This is a genomic window from Type-A symbiont of Plautia stali, assembly GCF_059731155.1.
This window is the reverse complement of sequence record NZ_AP035891.1, coordinates 3727406-3743480: the sequence shown is the minus strand read 5'-3', so window position 1 is coordinate 3743480 and position 16075 is coordinate 3727406. Positions and strand designations below refer to the sequence as shown.

The 16075-nt window shown below is 58.5% G+C and carries 8 protein-coding genes and 3 pseudogenes; 3 read left to right on the top strand and 8 right to left on the bottom strand.

Annotation, left to right across the window (positions count from 1 at the left end; genetic code table 11):
- Positions 1 to 8 precede the first annotated feature (8 nt).
- Positions 9 to 1658, top strand: coding sequence for a Na+/H+ antiporter (locus tag AC6I8M_RS19860; protein WP_010618520.1), 1650 nt, complete (start codon positions 9 to 11; stop codon positions 1656 to 1658).
- 60 nt (positions 1659 to 1718) lie between these two features.
- Here AC6I8M_RS19860 and AC6I8M_RS19855 read toward each other — a convergent pair.
- Positions 1719 to 2423, bottom strand: a pseudogene (locus AC6I8M_RS19855) (LysR substrate-binding domain-containing protein); the annotation flags it as partial.
- Between the two features lie 28 nt (positions 2424 to 2451).
- Here AC6I8M_RS19855 and AC6I8M_RS19850 point away from each other — a divergent pair.
- Positions 2452 to 2997, top strand: coding sequence for a YfaZ family outer membrane protein (locus AC6I8M_RS19850; protein ID WP_022548064.1), 546 nt, complete (start codon positions 2452 to 2454; stop codon positions 2995 to 2997).
- A 255-nt stretch (positions 2998 to 3252) separates the two neighbouring features.
- Here AC6I8M_RS19850 and AC6I8M_RS19845 read toward each other — a convergent pair.
- The 7 genes and pseudogenes from AC6I8M_RS19845 to asd all read right to left on the bottom strand — a co-directional run.
- Positions 3253 to 3678 (bottom strand): annotated as a pseudogene (locus AC6I8M_RS19845) (IS110 family transposase); the annotation flags it as partial.
- 254 nt (positions 3679 to 3932) lie between these two features.
- Positions 3933 to 6380, bottom strand: a complete 2448-nt coding sequence (glgP, locus tag AC6I8M_RS19840) for a glycogen phosphorylase (protein ID WP_010616623.1) — start codon at positions 6378 to 6380, stop codon at positions 3933 to 3935.
- 21 nt (positions 6381 to 6401) lie between these two features.
- The gene (glgA, locus tag AC6I8M_RS19835) at positions 6402 to 7835 is read right to left on the bottom strand and encodes a glycogen synthase GlgA (protein WP_010616624.1); all 1434 of its coding nucleotides are present in this window, start codon (positions 7833 to 7835) and stop codon (positions 6402 to 6404) included.
- Positions 7836 to 7897: 62 nt separating this feature from the next.
- Positions 7898 to 9190, bottom strand: a pseudogene (gene glgC, locus AC6I8M_RS19830) (glucose-1-phosphate adenylyltransferase).
- 10 nt (positions 9191 to 9200) lie between these two features.
- Positions 9201 to 11162, bottom strand: a complete 1962-nt coding sequence (gene glgX, locus AC6I8M_RS19825; protein WP_498013578.1) for a glycogen debranching protein GlgX — start codon at positions 11160 to 11162, stop codon at positions 9201 to 9203.
- Complete coding sequence (gene glgB / locus AC6I8M_RS19820) at positions 11162 to 13348, bottom strand: 1,4-alpha-glucan branching enzyme (protein WP_010616626.1); 2187 nt, start codon at positions 13346 to 13348, stop codon at positions 11162 to 11164. The genes glgX and glgB overlap by 1 nt, the downstream gene beginning before the upstream one ends.
- A 358-nt stretch (positions 13349 to 13706) precedes the next feature.
- Entirely contained in the window at positions 13707 to 14816 is a 1110-nt protein-coding gene (gene asd, locus AC6I8M_RS19815) for an aspartate-semialdehyde dehydrogenase (protein ID WP_010616627.1), read from the bottom strand.
- A gap of 218 nt (positions 14817 to 15034) precedes the next feature.
- On the opposite strand from asd, the gene AC6I8M_RS19810 reads away from it, so the two are divergent.
- Entirely contained in the window at positions 15035 to 15628 is a 594-nt protein-coding gene (locus tag AC6I8M_RS19810) for a YhgN family NAAT transporter (protein ID WP_010616628.1), read from the top strand.
- Positions 15629 to 16075 lie beyond the last annotated feature (447 nt).

The window sequence follows — 16075 nt, the reverse complement described above, 5'->3', positions numbered from 1 at the left end:
AGGAAAGCATGGAAATCTTCTTTACTATTCTCATCATGACGCTGGTGGTTTCGCTGTCCGGCGTTGCGGCACGTATCCTGCCGTTTCAGATCCCGCTCCCGCTGGTACAGATCGCGGCCGGCGCGCTGTTGGCCTGGCCAACCTTTGGTCTGCACGTCGATTTTGACCCCGAACTGTTCCTCGTGCTGTTTATTCCACCGCTGCTGTTTGCCGATGGCTGGAAAACGCCGATCAACGAGTTTCTGCATCACGGCCGTGAAATTATCGGCCTGGCGCTGGTGCTGGTGCTGATTACCGTGGTCGGTATCGGCTACCTGATTTACTGGCTGGTGCCGGGCATTCCACTGATTCCGGCGTTCGCGCTGGCGGCAGTGCTGTCACCGACCGATGCGGTGGCGCTCTCTGGCATCGTTGGCGAAGGGCGCATCCCGAAAAAGATCATGTCGATTGTCCAGGGCGAGGCGCTGATGAATGACGCGTCGGGCCTGGTGTCACTCAAGTTTGCCGTCGCGGTGGCGATGGGCACCATGGTGTTCACCTGGGGCGGCGCCAGCGTCGAATTCCTTAAAGTGGCGATTGGCGGCTTGGTGGCCGGTGTCGCAGTTTGCTGGCTGTATGGCCGTTCGCTGCGCCTGCTCAGCCGCTGGAGCGGTGACGATCCGGCAACGCAAACCGTACTGCTGCTGCTGCTGCCGTTCGTCTCTTACCTGATTGCTGAACACCTCGGCGTCTCCGGCATTCTGGCGGCGGTAGCGGCCGGTATGACCATCACCCGTTCCGGCATCATCCGTCAGGCACCGCTGGCAATGCGCCTGCGCGCCAACAGCGTATGGCAGATGCTGGAGTTTGTGTTCAACGGCATGGTGTTCCTGATGCTGGGCCTGCAGCTGCCGGACATTCTCTCCACCTCGATTGCTCAGGCGAACGCCGACCCTAACGTCGAACTGTGGATGCTGTTCGCCGACGTCGGGCTGGTCTATGCGGCGCTGATGATCGTGCGCTTCGGCTGGCTGTGGATCATGAAGCGCACCAGCCTGCGCCTGCTGAAGAAGAAGCCGCTGGAGTTTTCCAGCTACTCGCTGCGTGAACTGCTGATCGCCTCTTTTGCCGGCGTGCGCGGTGCCATCACGCTGGCCGGTGTGCTGTCGATTCCGCTGTTCCTCAGCAACGGCGAACCTTTTGCGGCGCGCTACGAACTGGTGTTTATCGCCACCGGCGTGATTCTGTTCTCGCTGTTTGTCGGCGTGATTCTGCTGCCGATTCTGCTGCGCGGCATGGAGAGCCACGACAAAGTGGGGCACCGTCGCGAAATCCAGAGTGCGCGTGCTGCGATGGCCGGCGTGGCGATTGAAAGCCTGCACAAAATGGAGCAGCGGCTGGAAAACGACGCTGAAGAGAACATCGATCCTGAGCTGCTGAAAGAGGTCAGCCTGCGGGTGATTGGTAATCTGCGTCGTCGCGTCGATGGCAAAGATGATATGGAGCAGGCGCTGTTTGCGGAAAATCTTGAGCGCCGTTTCCGCCTGACCGCGCTGCGCGCCGAACGTGCCGAGGTTTATCATCTGCGCGCCACCCAGCAGATCTCCAACGAGACCATGCAGCGCCTGCTGCGCGATCTCGACCTGCTGGAAGCGTTGCTGATAGAGAAAGAGGAATAGCCGCAGCGTTTTGCTGCTCTCCGATCCCGCGGCCGCCTGACAGACAGGGCGGCCGCTGCGCTACAGCGATAGCCGTGGCGCGTTATCCGGCCAGTGTTCGCGGCAGCAGGCAATCCACGCCTGCGCGCTGCGCGACAGATAACTGCCTTCGCGCCAGATTAACCCCAGACGCCACTACAGCTCCGACTCCAGCGGCAGCCACAGCAAGGCCTGTTTATCCAGCCGCTGGCAAATCGGCTCCGGCAGGATAGCCAGTCCCATATCCGCTTGCACCATCGCGGCAAGAAAATCCCACTGCGCGCTACGCTGCGCGATATCCGGCATCACTCCTTGGCGCTGAAACGCTTTCATCAGCTGGCGGTTAAGCGAAAACTCTTCGTTGAGGATCAGCAGGGGATGCTGAGCCAGCTCGGCCAGCGTCAGGCTGGTGCGATTGAGCCAGCGCGCGCTGCGCGGCGGCAGCACGCACAGCGGATGGCGCATCAGTTCCAGCGTATTCAGCGGCAGCTCCGCATCAATCGGCAGGGCCCTCAGCGCAATATCCAGCCCGCCGCTCAGCACCGCCTGCTGCACCGTCAGGCTACCAAATTCGGAGATTTTCAGCTGTACGCCGGGATAGCGGCGGCGGAACGCGGAGATCGATCCGGCAATCTGCATGCCGACCATCGGCGGAATGCCCAACCGCAGCTCACCGGTTTTCAGCTGGTTGATGTCACTGATTTGCGCCTCCAGCTGATGAAACTCCTGTAAAATCGCTAGGCCGCGCTATGTGTCCTTCATGGAGTGGATTGTTATGTTTAAGCAACTTGTTACGGGAAGCGTTTTAGGTCTGGCATTGCTGAGCGGCGGCGCGCAGGCGATTGAGGGCAGTGTTGACGTGGGTGAGCACAGCACCAACCTGAACCTTGGCCTCGGCACCGCTTCACCGGGTCTGTTTCTGAAAGGCAACTGGCTGCGCAGCGATCACGACGGCAGCACCTACGGCCTCGGTATGGGTTATAACCTGGATGTGGGTGACTTCCGCGTGGCACCGACGGCGAAAGCGCTGTTCACCCATCCGGAAGATGGCCGTGATGGCTTCACCGTGGCGCTGGGTGCCGGTGCGCAGTATAACTTCAACAGCATGTGGGGCCTGTACGGCGAATATTACTATGCGCCGGAAGCGTTCTCCGATCGTCTGGACAGCTATAAAGAAGCCTCAGGCGGCCTGAGCTTTACACCGATTTCGCTGCTGAACCTGCGCGTTGGCTATCAGTACATTGAGCTGAACAACAAAGGCGACCGTAAAGATAACTTGCTGGTCGACGGCCCGTACGTCGGTGCGTCGCTGCGTTTCTGATGACTGGACTAGGTGCGCATTAATGCGCACCCTGTAAATGCTGCTGAACCTCGACATGTCCCCCATATACGCCAGCATCGTGCTGCCCAGCACGCCCGGGATGGACTCCAGCAGTTCCCTGTTCTTTTTAAGGCCCGGGTCATTGTCAATATGGTCGTTTATTGCCCGCTTCGTTTCGTCTATCTGCGCATCCAGCGCCGCAATGACCACGCGGATTGAGGGCTGCACCACCGCATCCGATACCTCCAGCCGGTTCTCTTCCATCTGCCGCATTTCCTGAAGATTCGTCAGGCGCTTCACCAGCGCTTTCAGCCTGCGTTCATTCAGCGGCGCCGGCTGCCACAGCGATGGGCCGTGCAGTTTACAGTAGCGCGCTATCATGCGCGCATCGTCTTTATCCGTCTTATTCCGGCTCAGCTCGGCCTGCCCGAAGCGCCTGATGCGCGCAGGATTTTCCACGCTGACATCATAGCCTTCGTCGTGCAGGAAGGTGGCCAGCGGCTCACTGTACGCGCCGGTAGCCTCCATGCAGATATGGCAGCAGCCGAACGGCTCCAGCCATTTTTTCAGGGCGATAAAGCCCTTAGGGGTGTTGGGAAAGACTTTGGTTTTGTAAGACGTGTCGCCTTTCCAGACGGCCACATCAAACTTTCCGGAGGCAATATCAATGCCGACAGGCATACGGGTTTGTATAGATTCTCCTTAACAGCACAGGGAAACCGCCATGACCATCCTTATGGATGCGTGCTCGGGGCACAGGATACCGTCCGGTCTTGAAGGCGGGAGTTAAGTTGCCGGGGATGAATCCACAAAGCAGGCTTTATGCCCAGGGGTCGCCCCCATCTCACCAGCAACTTCCCGATGATCAGTCGGGGATCATCATACCCGGAGGAGAATGATCGGGATATAAGGGTCGCCATTCATGGCGACCTTTTTTATAGCCTCACCGGCGAAATATGCCAGATCTCATCCGCGTACTCCTGAATGGTACGGTCGGCGGAGAAATAGCCCATGTTGGCGATGTTCAGCGCCGCACGCCGCTGCCACTCTTCCGGCTGACGATAGAGCTTATCCACCTTATCTTGGGTATCCACATAACTGCGGTAATCCGCCAGCAGCTGATAGTGATCGCCAAAGTTGACCAGCGCGTCGAACAGGTTACGGTAGCGCCCCGGCTCCTGCGGGCTGAAGACGCCGCTGGCGATTTGCGTCAGCGCCTGGTGCAGTTCCGCATCCTCTTCATAGTATTTGCGTGGGTTATAGCCCTCAGTGCGCAGCTTCTCCACCTGCGGCGTGGTGTTGCCGAAGATAAAGATATTCTCTGCGCCGACGTGCTCGCGCATCTCCACGTTGGCCCCGTCCAGCGTACCGATGGTCAGCGCGCCGTTTAGCGCAAATTTCATGTTACTGGTGCCGGAAGCTTCGGTACCGGCGGTAGATATCTGCTCGGAGAGATCCGCCGCCGGAATGATGATCTGCGCCAGGCTGACGCCGTAGTTAGGGATAAACACCACCTTCAACTTGTTCTTCACCTGCGGATCGTTGTTGATCTCGTTGGCGACATCGTTGATCAGGTGAATGATGTGCTTGGCGACGTAATAGGCCGACGCCGCTTTCCCGGCGAAGATATTGACGCGCGGCACCCACTCCGCGGTCGGATCGGCTTTGATGCGGTTGTAACGCGTGATGACGTGCAACACGTTCAGCAGCTGACGTTTGTATTCGTGAATACGCTTGATCTGCACGTCGAACAGCGCCTGCGGATCCAGCACGATATCCATATTCTTCGCCACCCACTCCGCGAGGCGCTTTTTGTTGGCGAACTTGGCGTCGGCGATCTGTTCAATAAACGCCGGATAATCTATGTGCGGCACCAGCTCGCTCAGCTGAGCCAGATCGGTACGCCAGGTGCGGCCAATGGCGTCATCCAGCACCTCTGACAAGGCCGGGTTGGCCAGCGCCAGCCAGCGGCGCGGCGTCACGCCGTTGGTTTTATTGCAGAAGCGCCCCGGGAACAGGCGGGCAAAATCGGCGAACAGCGACTGCACCATCAGATTAGAGTGCAGCTCCGACACGCCGTTAACTTTGTGGCTAACCACCACCGCCAGCCAGGCCATGCGGATGCGGCGACCATCGTTTTCGTCGATGATCGAGATGCGCGCCATCAGATCCCAGTCGTCCGGATAGTAGTCCTGAATGGTCTTCAGGAAGTAGTCATTGATTTCGAAGATGATGCTGAGGTGACGCTGCAGGATCTTGCCGATCATGTCCACCGGCCAGGTTTCCAGCGCTTCGCTCATCAGCGTATGGTTGGTGTACGAGAACACCTGGCAGGTGACTTCAAAGGCGTCGTCCCAGGTAAACTTGTGCTCATCAATCAGCAGGCGCATCAGCTCGGGAATCGCCAGCACCGGATGGGTATCGTTGAGGTGGATGGCAATTTTGTCGGCCAGGTTGTCCCAGGTTTCATGCATCTGCCAGTGGCGATTGAGGATATCCTGCACCGTGGCGGAGACGAGAAAATACTCCTGGCGCAGACGCAGCTCGCGCCCGGAGTAGGTCGAGTCGTCAGGATAGAGCACGCGTGACACGTTCTCCGAGTGGTTTTTATCCTCCACCGCCGCGAAGTAGTCGCCCTGATTAAACTTGCCGAGGTTGATTTCGTTACTGGCCTGCGCGCCCCACAGCCGCAGCGTGTTGGTGGCATCGGTGTCGAAGCCAGGGATGATCTGATCGTAGGCCATCGCCACGATCTCTTCGGTCTCAACCCAGCGCACCCGGCTGCCTTCATGCTGCAACCGCCCGCCAAAACGCACTTTGTAGCGGGTGTTAAAGCGCTGGAACTCCCACGGGTTGCCGTACTCCAGCCAGTAATCCGGCGATTCACGCTGCTGACCATCAACGATGTTCTGTTTGAACATGCCGTAATCGTAGCGAATGCCGTAGCCGCGTCCGGGCAGGCCCAGCGTGGCCAGCGAGTCGAGGAAGCAGGCCGCCAGTCGGCCAAGACCGCCGTTGCCGAGCCCGGGGTCGTTTTCTTCTTCCATCAGCTCGCTGAGGTCGAGTCCCATCTCATCCAGAGCCTGGTTGAGATCGTCATAGATGCCCATCGCCAGCAAGGCATTGCCCAGCGTGCGCCCCATCAGAAACTCCATCGACAGGTAATAAACCTGACGCACATCCTGCGACAGCTGCGCACGGCTGGAGCGCAGCCAGCGCTCCACCATGCGATCGCGTACCGCCAGCAGCGCGGCGTTCAGCCACTCATGCTTGTTGGCGATCGACGGATCTTTACCAATGGTAAACATCAGCTTATAGGCGATTGAGTGCTTGAGGGCGTCAACCGTCAGCGTGGGTGAGGCATAGGTAAAAGGTGCGTTCATATGCGGTATCCCAATCTCTCATTACAGCAAGCGTTGATAAAGATCGCGGTAGGCTTGTGCTGCCACCTGCCAACTAAAATCCATCCCCATCGCCTGGCGCTGAACATAACGCCAGAGTGAAGGACGGGACCATAAAACAAAAGCACGACGAATCGCGCGCAGCAGTGACCAAGCATTGCTGTCTTCGAAGCTGAAGCCGCTGGCTACGCCGTCGGCGAGGTTTTCCAGCGAGCTGTCCTGTACGGTATCCGCCAGCCCACCGGTGCGCCTGACCAGCGGCAGCGTGCCATATTTCAGGCCGTACAACTGCGTCAGACCGCACGGTTCGAAACGGCTGGGCACCATAATGACGTCCGCGCCACCGACAATGCGGTGCGAGAAGGCCTCGTGATAACCAATTTGCACGCCGACGCTGCCCGGATGCTCAGCGGCTGCGGCGAGGAAGCCCTGCTGCAGTTCCGCATCGCCCTGGCCCAGCAGCACCAGTTGCCCGCCCTGCGCCAGCAGTCCTGGCAGCGCTTCGAGCACCAGATCCAGCCCTTTCTGTTTGGTTAAACGGCTGATAACGCAGAACACCGGCACTTTGCCATCAACCTTCAGCCCCATGGCAATCTGCAGCTGGCGTTTATTCTCCGCTTTGCTCTCCAGCGTGTCGCGGTCGTACCGGGCGGTCAGCAGCAGGTCGTGTGCCGGATCCCAGATGCCGGGATCGACTCCGTTGAGAATACCGCTCAGCCGTCCTTCGCGCAGCCGCTGCTCCAGCAGCGCTTCCATGCCGTAGCCGAACTCCGGCCGAGTGATCTCCAGCGCATAGGTCGGGCTGACGGCAGTAATATGATCGGCATAAAACAGGCCGGCCTTTAGGTAAGAAATTTGGCCGTAGAATTCCAACCCGTGCATTTCAAAATAGGCGCGCGGGATCTGGATTTCGTCCAGATGCCGCGCGGAAAACAGCCCCTGATACGCCAGGTTATGCACGGTAAACACCGTTTTCGCCGGACGTCCGCGTGCGGCGATATAGGCCGGTGCCAGACCGGCGTGCCAGTCGTGCGCGTGCACGATGTCCGGCTGCCAGTAAGTATCCAGCCCGCTGGCCAGCTCAGCCGCCATCCAGCCGAGCAGCGCAAAGCGCAGGTAGTTATCGACATAGGCAAACTGCGACGTATCGTGGTACGGGCTACCGGGACGATCGTACAGTCCCGGCGCATCAATCAAATATATCCCCACGTCGTTAAAGGGCCCAAACAGCAAGCGGACCGGCCCGGCAAAGGTTTGCAGCTCCGCCACCACTTCGGTATCAGGAATCCCTTTACGCAGATCCGGAAACGCCGGAATCAGCACCCGCGTGTCCATACCTTCGGCAATTTGTGCCTGAGGCAATGCGCCGACGACATCAGCCAGTCCGCCGGTTTTTAGCAGCGGAAAAAGCTCTGAACAGACATGTAAAACCTGCATCCTGAACCCCTATTGTGTTATCGCCCGCGTTCCACGCGGCAATGTTCTTTGCCTTTCGTCACTTACTGACCCGCAGCGGCCAATTTGGCCAGCATGGCGCGCGTCACCAGTACGATGCCCTCTTCTGAACGGTAAAAACGGCGGCTATCCTCATCCAGATTTTCGCCAATCACCATGCCTTCCGGAATGACGCAGGCACGGTCTATGACGCAGCGACGCAAACGGCACGATCGCCCGATAACCACATCGGGCAGCAGCACCGCCGAATCAATATTGCAAAACGAGTTAACGCGCACGCGCGGGAACAGCACCGAATTCACCACCACCGTGCCGGAGATAATGCAGCCGCCGGAGACCAGCGAGTTCATGGTCATGCCGTGACTGCCGGATCGATCCTGGACAAATTTGGCCGGCGGCAGCGGCTCCATGTGGGTACGAATCGGCCATTCGTGGTCATACATATCGAGTTCGGGCGTCACCGAGGCCAGATCGAGGTTAGCGCGCCAGTAAGCTTCCAGCGTACCGACGTCGCGCCAGTAAGGTTCCGCGTTTTCGTCGTTCTGTACGCACGACAGCGTGAAAGAGTGCGCGTAGGCTTCACCGCTGGCGACGATCTTCGGCAGCAGATCTTTACCGAAATCGTTGCTCGAGTCGGCGATCTGCAAATCCTCCTCCAGCAGCTCATAGAGGTAATCGGCGTTGAACACGTAAATGTCCTTGCTGGCCAGCGCTTTGCTGTCGTCGCCCGGCATTGACGGCGGCTGCGCCGGTTTCTCAACGAAATCGATTACATTGTTGTCCGCATCGACTGCCATCACGCCAAACGCAGTGGCCTCATGCAGCGGTACGGGCAGACAGGCGATGGTGCACTTAGCGCCACGATCAGCGTGGTCGAGCAGCATGCGCGAGTAATCCATTTTGTAGATGTGATCCCCGGCGAGAATCACGATGTACTGCGCGTTATAGCGGCGAATGATATCGAGATTCTGCGTGACCGCATCGGCGGTACCGCGATACCAGTGCTCGGTCGAGGCACGCTGCTGCGCCGGCAGCAGATCGACAAACTCATTCATCTCTTCGTTGAACAATGACCAGCCGCGCTGAATGTGCTACGTCAGCGTATGTGACTGATATTGGGTGATGACGCCGATGCGCCGAATCCCGGAGTTGATACAGTTGGAGAGCGCAAAGTCGATGATGCGGAACTTGCCGCCGAAGTGCACGGCAGGCTTGGCGCGTTTAGCGGTAAGATCTTTCAGGCGCGTACCGCGCCCGCCAGCAAGGATCAGGGCAACCGTCTGTGTAGGGAGCTGACGCGCCAGCATCAGGGGGTCGTTTCTATCTAATTTCACCATGTCTGACTCCTTATGATTGCTTTAGGAACACACACACGCCGTGTGCGGGCCCGTGCCAGACAGTTGTCAGGATGGGGTTATCTTCCCCGGCGAAAGGAGGAATGGCTCGCCATTCTCCGTCTGGTAAGGCAAGGTCACTCACCAAATCCGTGGCGTTTATCGTTAGTAACCAGCGGCCGGAGAGCAGGATCTGCAGTCTGTGCATCCCCTGTTCCCACTCATCCCTTTCCAGTGGTTTGCCGCTGGCATTCAACCACTGCACGTTGCCATCGCCCTCCTGCCACCAGCTGTCCTGCGTCAGCGCGGGAATACGCTGACGCAGCCGGATTAACGCGGCAGTGAAGTCGACCAGTCCAAAATCATCCTGTTGCCAGTTCAGCCAGGTGAGTGGGTTATCCTGACAGTACGCATTATTGTTGCCGTGCTGGCTGTGGCCGCGTTCGTCACCGGCCAGCAGCATCGGCGTGCCCTGCGCCAGCAGCAGCGTGGTCAGCAACGCGTGCACGCTGCGCCGCCGCCGCTCAACCACATCGAAGTTGCCCTGCAGCCCTTCATGGCCATGGTTATGGCTGAAATTACTGCTGCTGCCGTCGCGATTGTCCTCGCCGTTGGCCTGATTATGCTTCTGGTTATAACTCACCACGTCACGCAGCGTGAAGCCGTCGTGAGCGGTGATCAGATTAATGCTGGCGTGCGGCAGAGGCGCTGCGCGCTGAAATACATCGCTGGAGCCGGCAAAGCGGCGGGCAAAATTACCGTTACTCAACTCACCGTGCAGCCAGTAGCGGCGCGCCGTATCGCGAAAATGGTCGTTCCACTCAGCGAAGCCGGGCGGAAAGTTGCCAACCTGGTAGCCGCCGGGGCCGATATCCCAGGGTTCAGCGATCAGCTTCACCTGCGACAGCACCGGGCAGGCCTGCATGGCCACAAACAGCGGCGCATCCTGGCGGTAATCCGGCGTGCGCCCGAGCACGCTGGCAAGATCGAAACGAAAGCCGTCAACGTGGCAGGTTTGCACCCAGTAACGCAGCGCGCCCAGCGCCCAGTCAAGCACCTGCGGATCGCTGAGGTTCAGCGTATTACCGCAGCCGGTCCAGTTGTGATATTCACCGTTATCGCCCAGCCAGTAATAGCTGGCGTTGTCGACGCCGCGCAGCGACAGTGTCGGGCCAATCTCCTCCAGCTCGGCGCTGTGGTTGAATACCACGTCCAGAATCACCTCAATGCCCGCCGCGTGCAGCGCTTTTACCGCCTGCTGAAACTCTTGCAGCGGCGTCTGGCCTGCTTCACCCGCCGCGTAATGCGGATGCAGCGCCCACAGCGCAAACGGGTTGTAGCCCCAGTAGTTGCTCAGGCCGAGCCGTTGCAGGCGCGGCTCGCTGGCAAACGCGGCTATCGGCAACAGCTCCAGCGCGGTGATACCCAGCTGGCGCAGATAGCTCACCATAGCAGGATGCCCCAGCGCCGCATATGTCCCGCGTAGCCTTTCCGGAATTTCCGGATGCTGCTGCGTCAGGCCGCGTACATGCGCCTCGTAAATCACCGTCTTGCCCCACGGCGTGCGCGGTGCACAATCGTCCTGCCAGTCAAAATCGTCGGCGATCACCAGCGATTTGGGGGCAACGCCAGCGCTGTCGGCATCATCCTGCTGCCACTCTCCTCCCAGCAGGCGCGCATCGTCTGGTACCGCGCCCCATACCGCTTTGGCACAGGGATCGACCAGCACTTTGGCCGGATTGAAACGATGACCACGCTCTGGCTGCCACGGTCCATGCACACGGTAGCCATAGCGCTGCCCCGGCTTTAGCGCCGGAACATAGCCGTGCCAGATGTCACCGCTGCGCGCCGGCAGAGGGAAGCGTTGTTCACTCCCCTGTTCATCAAACAGGCACAGCTCTACCCGCTCCGCGTGGCGCGAGAACAGCGTAAAGTTGACGCCGTGCCCGTCATAATGTGCACCCGGCTGGAGCATCAATCGCCCTCCCGCACCAGCCACAGCGTGGCGAGCGGCGGCAGCGTCAGGCTTAGCGACTGCGCGCGCCCGTGACTGGCGATGTCATCGGTATGCACGATACCGTGATTGCGCAGATCGCTGCCGTGATAATCATGCTGGTCGGTGTTCAGCACTTCGCGCCAGCCGCCGCGCTGATTCACGCCGAAGCGATAGTTGTGGCGCGGCACCTGCGTGAAGTTACTGGCGACAATCAGTTCGTTGCCCTCGCGGTCGCGGCGCACAAACACAAAGACCGAGTTTTCGTGATCGTCGACCACCAGCCACTCGAAGCCGTTGGCATCGAAATCGAGCTGATAGAGCGGCGAAAAGTGGCGATAGCTGTGGTTCAGGTCACGTACCAGACGCTGCACGCCGTGGTGCCAGTTATCCAGCCCCTCCAGCAGATGCCAGTCGAGGCTGGTGTCGTGGTTCCATTCCCGCCCTTGGGCGAATTCGTTGCCCATAAACTGCAGTTTTTTGCCGGGAAAGCCCCACATCCAGCCGTAATAGGCGCGCAGGTTGGCAAACTTCTGCCATGTATCACCAAGCATGCGGTCGAGGATCGACTTTTTGCCGTGTACCACTTCGTCGTGCGACAGCGGCAGCACGAAGTTTTCCGTGTAGTTGTACCGCATGCCGAAGGTCATCAGCTGATGATGGTAGCGGCGATGCACCGGATCGAGCTTCATATAGTCGAGGGTGTCGTGCATCCAGCCGAGGTTCCATTTGAACCAGAAGCCCAGGCCGCCATCTTCGGATGGCCGCGTCACGCCGGGATAATCGGTAGACTCTTCCGCCACGCTGATGCTGCCGGGCGCGGCACGGCCCAGCGTGCGGTTGGTATGGCGCAGGAAGGCGATGGCTTCGAGGTTTTCGCGACCACCAAACTGGTTAGGCACCCACTCGCCCTCTTTGCGGCTGTAGTCGCGATAGATCATCGACGCCACCGCATCGACGCGCAGGCCATCAATACCGAAGCGCTCCATCCAGTACAGCGCATTGCCGGAGAGATAGTTACTAACCTCGCGCCGGCCAAAGTTGTAGATCAGCGTATTCCAGTCCTGATGGTAGCCTTCACGCGGATCGCTGTGCTCATACAGCTCGGTACCGTCGAATTTGGCGAGGCCAAAATCGTCGCTGGGGAAATGGCCAGGCACCCAGTCGAGCAGCACGTTGAGACCCGCCTCGTGGGCAGCGGCGATAAAGTGACGAAACTCATCGCGCGTGCCGAAGCGGCGCGTCGGCGCGTACATGCCGAGCGGCTGATAGCCCCAGCTGCCGTCGAACGGATGCTCGTTGATCGGTAACAGTTCTATATGGGTAAACCCCATCTCTTTGACATAGGGCACCAGCTGTTCGGCCAGCTCTTTGTAACTCAGCCAGAAATTGTTGTCGGTGTGGCGACGCCACGAACCGAGATGCACCTCGTAAATGGAGATCGGCTGGTCAAAGCCGTTGGCGATTTTGCGCTGTGGCTGCATCTCCAGCTTCGGCGGCAGGTCGCAGATCATCGAGGCAGTCTGCGGGCGCATTTGCGCCTCGAAGGCGAACGGATCGGCTTTGATACGCATCTGACCGTGCGCATCAATGATCTCGAATTTGTATAGCTGGCCGTTAACCGCGCCGGGGACAAACAGCTCCCAGATGCCGAGCTCGCGGCGGAAACGCATCGGATGGCGGCGGCCATCCCAGAAGTTAAATTCGCCCACCACCGAAACGCGCTGTGCGTTCGGGACCCAGACGGCGAAGCGCGTGCCGGCGACGCCATCAATGGTGGTGCCGTGCGCGCCGAGCGTTTCATACGGCCGCAGGTGCGTGCCTTCGGCCAGCAGCCAAGCATCCATCTCCGCCAGCAGCGGGCCAAAGCGGTAGGCATCGTCGATCAGGTTTTGCTGGCCGTGCCAGTTGACTGCCAGCTGGTAGCGAAACAGGTTTTTACGGCGCGGGATCACGCCGCTGAAGAAGCCGCGCGAATCAAGACATTTAAGCTGGGCGCATTTGCGGCCGGTGTTGGTTTCAATCACCCAGACTTCGGATGCATCCGGTAACAGCGCGCGCACTTCGAGACCTTGTGTGGTCTGGTGCATCCCCAGTACTGAGAAGGGGTCGGCATAATTCCCGGCGAGAAGGGCATTGATCGCATGGCGATCGGGAAGTTCTGACATGACTTTCTTCCTATGATTTTTTGCGCAGGCGACCGGAGAGACAGGATTGTCGCTATAGGTGCGCTGCTTTTCATGAGCCATACATACAGCAGCAAGGAAGGACACCCTCCGTGGGAAAGATCCTGGCCGTGTACAACAACTATTCCATTCGCAAAGTAAAAACAGTTAACAACCGGCACATCACTGTTAAATCATAGCTTGGGGTTGGCAGAAGCCAGGGTGGAACGCAAAAAATTGTTATCGGGCGAGCAAAAAGGGGAAGCTGATCACTTGTCGGGCGCAATTTGGGTTAAGTTTTGCACTCCCTTGGAAAGAAAAAAGGCCGGGAAACCCCGGCCTGTCTGGATTCGCGCTGCGCTTAGTCGATCAGCAAACGCAGCATGCGACGCAGCGGTTCGGCAGCGCCCCACAGTAACTGATCGCCGACGGTAAAGGCCGACAGATACTCCGGACCCATGTTCAGCTTACGCAGACGGCCCACCGGCGTGGTCAGCGTGCCGGTCACCGCGGCGGGCGTCAGTTCACGCATGGTGATGTCGCGATCGTTCGGCACCACTTTCACCCACTCGTTGTGCGCGGTCAGCAGCTGTTCGATTTCGTTCAGCGGCACATCTTTCTTCAGCTTCAACGTGAACGCCTGGCTGTGGCAGCGCAGCGCGCCGACGCGCACGCACAGGCCATCGACCGGAATGGTGTTACGGGTCGAGAGAATTTTGTTGGTTTCCGCCTGGCCTTTCCACTCTTCGCGGCTCTGGCCGTTGTCCAGCTGCTTGTCGATCCACGGGATCATGCTGCCGGCCAGCGGTACGCCGAAGTTGTCGGTCGGCAGCGTACCGGAACGGGTAAAGTCAGTCACGCTACGCTCGATGTCGAGAATGGCGGAGGCCGGATTTTGCAGCGAAGTCGCAACGTGGTCGTGCAGCATGCCCATCTGGGTCAGCAGTTCGCGCATATGGCGCGCGCCGCCGCCGGAGGCCGCCTGATACGTCGCGACGGAGGCCCACTCGACCAGGTCGTTAGCGAACAGTCCGCCCAGCGACATCAGCATCAGGCTGACAGTGCAGTTACCGCCGACAAAGGTTTTGATGCCGCTGTCGAGGCCCTGACGAATCACCTGATGGTTGACCGGATCAAGAATAATGATGGCGTCATCTTTCATGCGCAGCGTGGAGGCCGCATCAATCCAGTAGCCCTGCCAGCCGCTCTCGCGCAGCTTCGGGTAGACTTCACTGGTATAATCGCCGCCCTGGCAGGTGATGATGATATCCAGCGCCTTCAGCGCCTCAATATCAAACGCATCCTGCAGCGCACCGGTCGACTTTCCGCCAAACGTCGGTGCAGCCTGACCCAGTTGCGAAGTGGAGAAGAAGACCGGATTGATCACATCGAAATCGCGTTCTTCGCTCATACGTGACATCAGCACAGAGCCGACCATGCCACGCCAACCAATAAAACCTACATTCGTCATTTTCTGTCCGTCTCAGGAACTCGGGCCGGGGCCTGGGTGGTGCGAAAAAAGACCAGCGCCAGCAACGCGCCAGTCTGCGTAATAATCAGGTTTACCTATGACCCATAACTCTACAAAATGCAGCACTTCTGGCAAGTGAATTAATTCGATTGCGCTAACTTTTTCAGCAGTACAACTTATAACGGCTGTGGCCGACCTGAAGGGATGGTTTACCTCTGATGACTGAAATGATATCCGCGACCATATTGTTGCTGTTGATTATGGACCCGCTGGGCAACCTGCCGATTTTCATGTCGGTGCTGAAGCACCTGGAGCCGAAGCGCCGCCGCGTGGTGCTGATGCGCGAGATGCTCATCGCATTGATTCTGATGCTGCTGTTCCTGTTCGCCGGTGAACGCATCCTGGCGTTTCTTAATCTGCGCACCGAAACGGTGTCGATTTCCGGCGGCATCATTCTGTTTCTGATCGCCATCCGCATGATTTTCCCGTCCGGCGAGACCAGCACCAGCGGCCTGCCCGCCGGCGAAGAGCCGTTCCTGGTGCCGCTGGCGATCCCGCTGGTCGCCGGGCCCTCGCTGCTCGCCACCCTGATGCTACTGTCACACCAGTATCCCAATCAGATGACGCACCTGGTCGGTGCCCTGCTGATTGCCTGGGGCGTCACAGTGGTGATTCTGCTGATGTCCGGCCTGTTCCTGCGCCTGCTGAGTGATAAAGGCGTCAACGCGCTGGAGCGATTAATGGGTCTGATCCTGATTATGCTGGCAACACAGATGTTTCTGGACGGGATTCGGGTTTACCTGAAACTGTAATGTTTCGCATGCTGGCGGCTCTGACAAATAATACCAGGAATAGCATGAGTCAACGAATGTTATTGCCTGGTATTCAATAGACAACATTCAGGTTTTTTATTGTAACCATGGCTAATCATTCGTTATAATCCTCCAGCTCAGGGAGGATTATGCAATGAACAATATTGCATCTTATTAAGGATGCAGGGATATTCATTATGACTGAACGGATTTATAATCGCGATGTGCCTGACGGGTATAGTATTGGCGTCTCGTTCATCCAGGTTCACAACATGTATTATCCGTTTTAGCGTAAAATCGCTATTTTACGTGTTTTTTGATGGTGAACAGCTTGCTATCTCTGCTCTCCTTTAAAATCCCGGGCAAAGCCACTCAACTCTTACAGGTTGATAATCTGAGCCTTGCTACAGCTTAGGCTTTAGCAGCCTTGCTGTCTCTCATCATTTT

Bases quoted from the DNA above. Each gene is read 5' to 3' on its own strand.
- asd (WP_010616627.1), bottom strand. From the start codon at position 14,816: ATGACGAATGTAGGTTTTATTGGTTGGCGTGGCATGGTCGGCTCTGTG.
- AC6I8M_RS19850 (WP_022548064.1), top strand. From the start codon at position 2,452: ATGTTTAAGCAACTTGTTACGGGAAGCGTTTTAGGTCTGGCATTGCTG.
- AC6I8M_RS19810 (WP_010616628.1), top strand. From the start codon at position 15,035: ATGACTGAAATGATATCCGCGACCATATTGTTGCTGTTGATTATGGAC.
- AC6I8M_RS19860 (WP_010618520.1), top strand. From the start codon at position 9: ATGGAAATCTTCTTTACTATTCTCATCATGACGCTGGTGGTTTCGCTG.
- glgB (WP_010616626.1), bottom strand. From the start codon at position 13,348: ATGTCAGAACTTCCCGATCGCCATGCGATCAATGCCCTTCTCGCCGGG.
- glgA (WP_010616624.1), bottom strand. From the start codon at position 7,835: ATGCAGGTTTTACATGTCTGTTCAGAGCTTTTTCCGCTGCTAAAAACC.
- glgX (WP_498013578.1), bottom strand. From the start codon at position 11,162: ATGCTCCAGCCGGGTGCACATTATGACGGGCACGGCGTCAACTTTACG.
- glgP (WP_010616623.1), bottom strand. From the start codon at position 6,380: ATGAACGCACCTTTTACCTATGCCTCACCCACGCTGACGGTTGACGCC.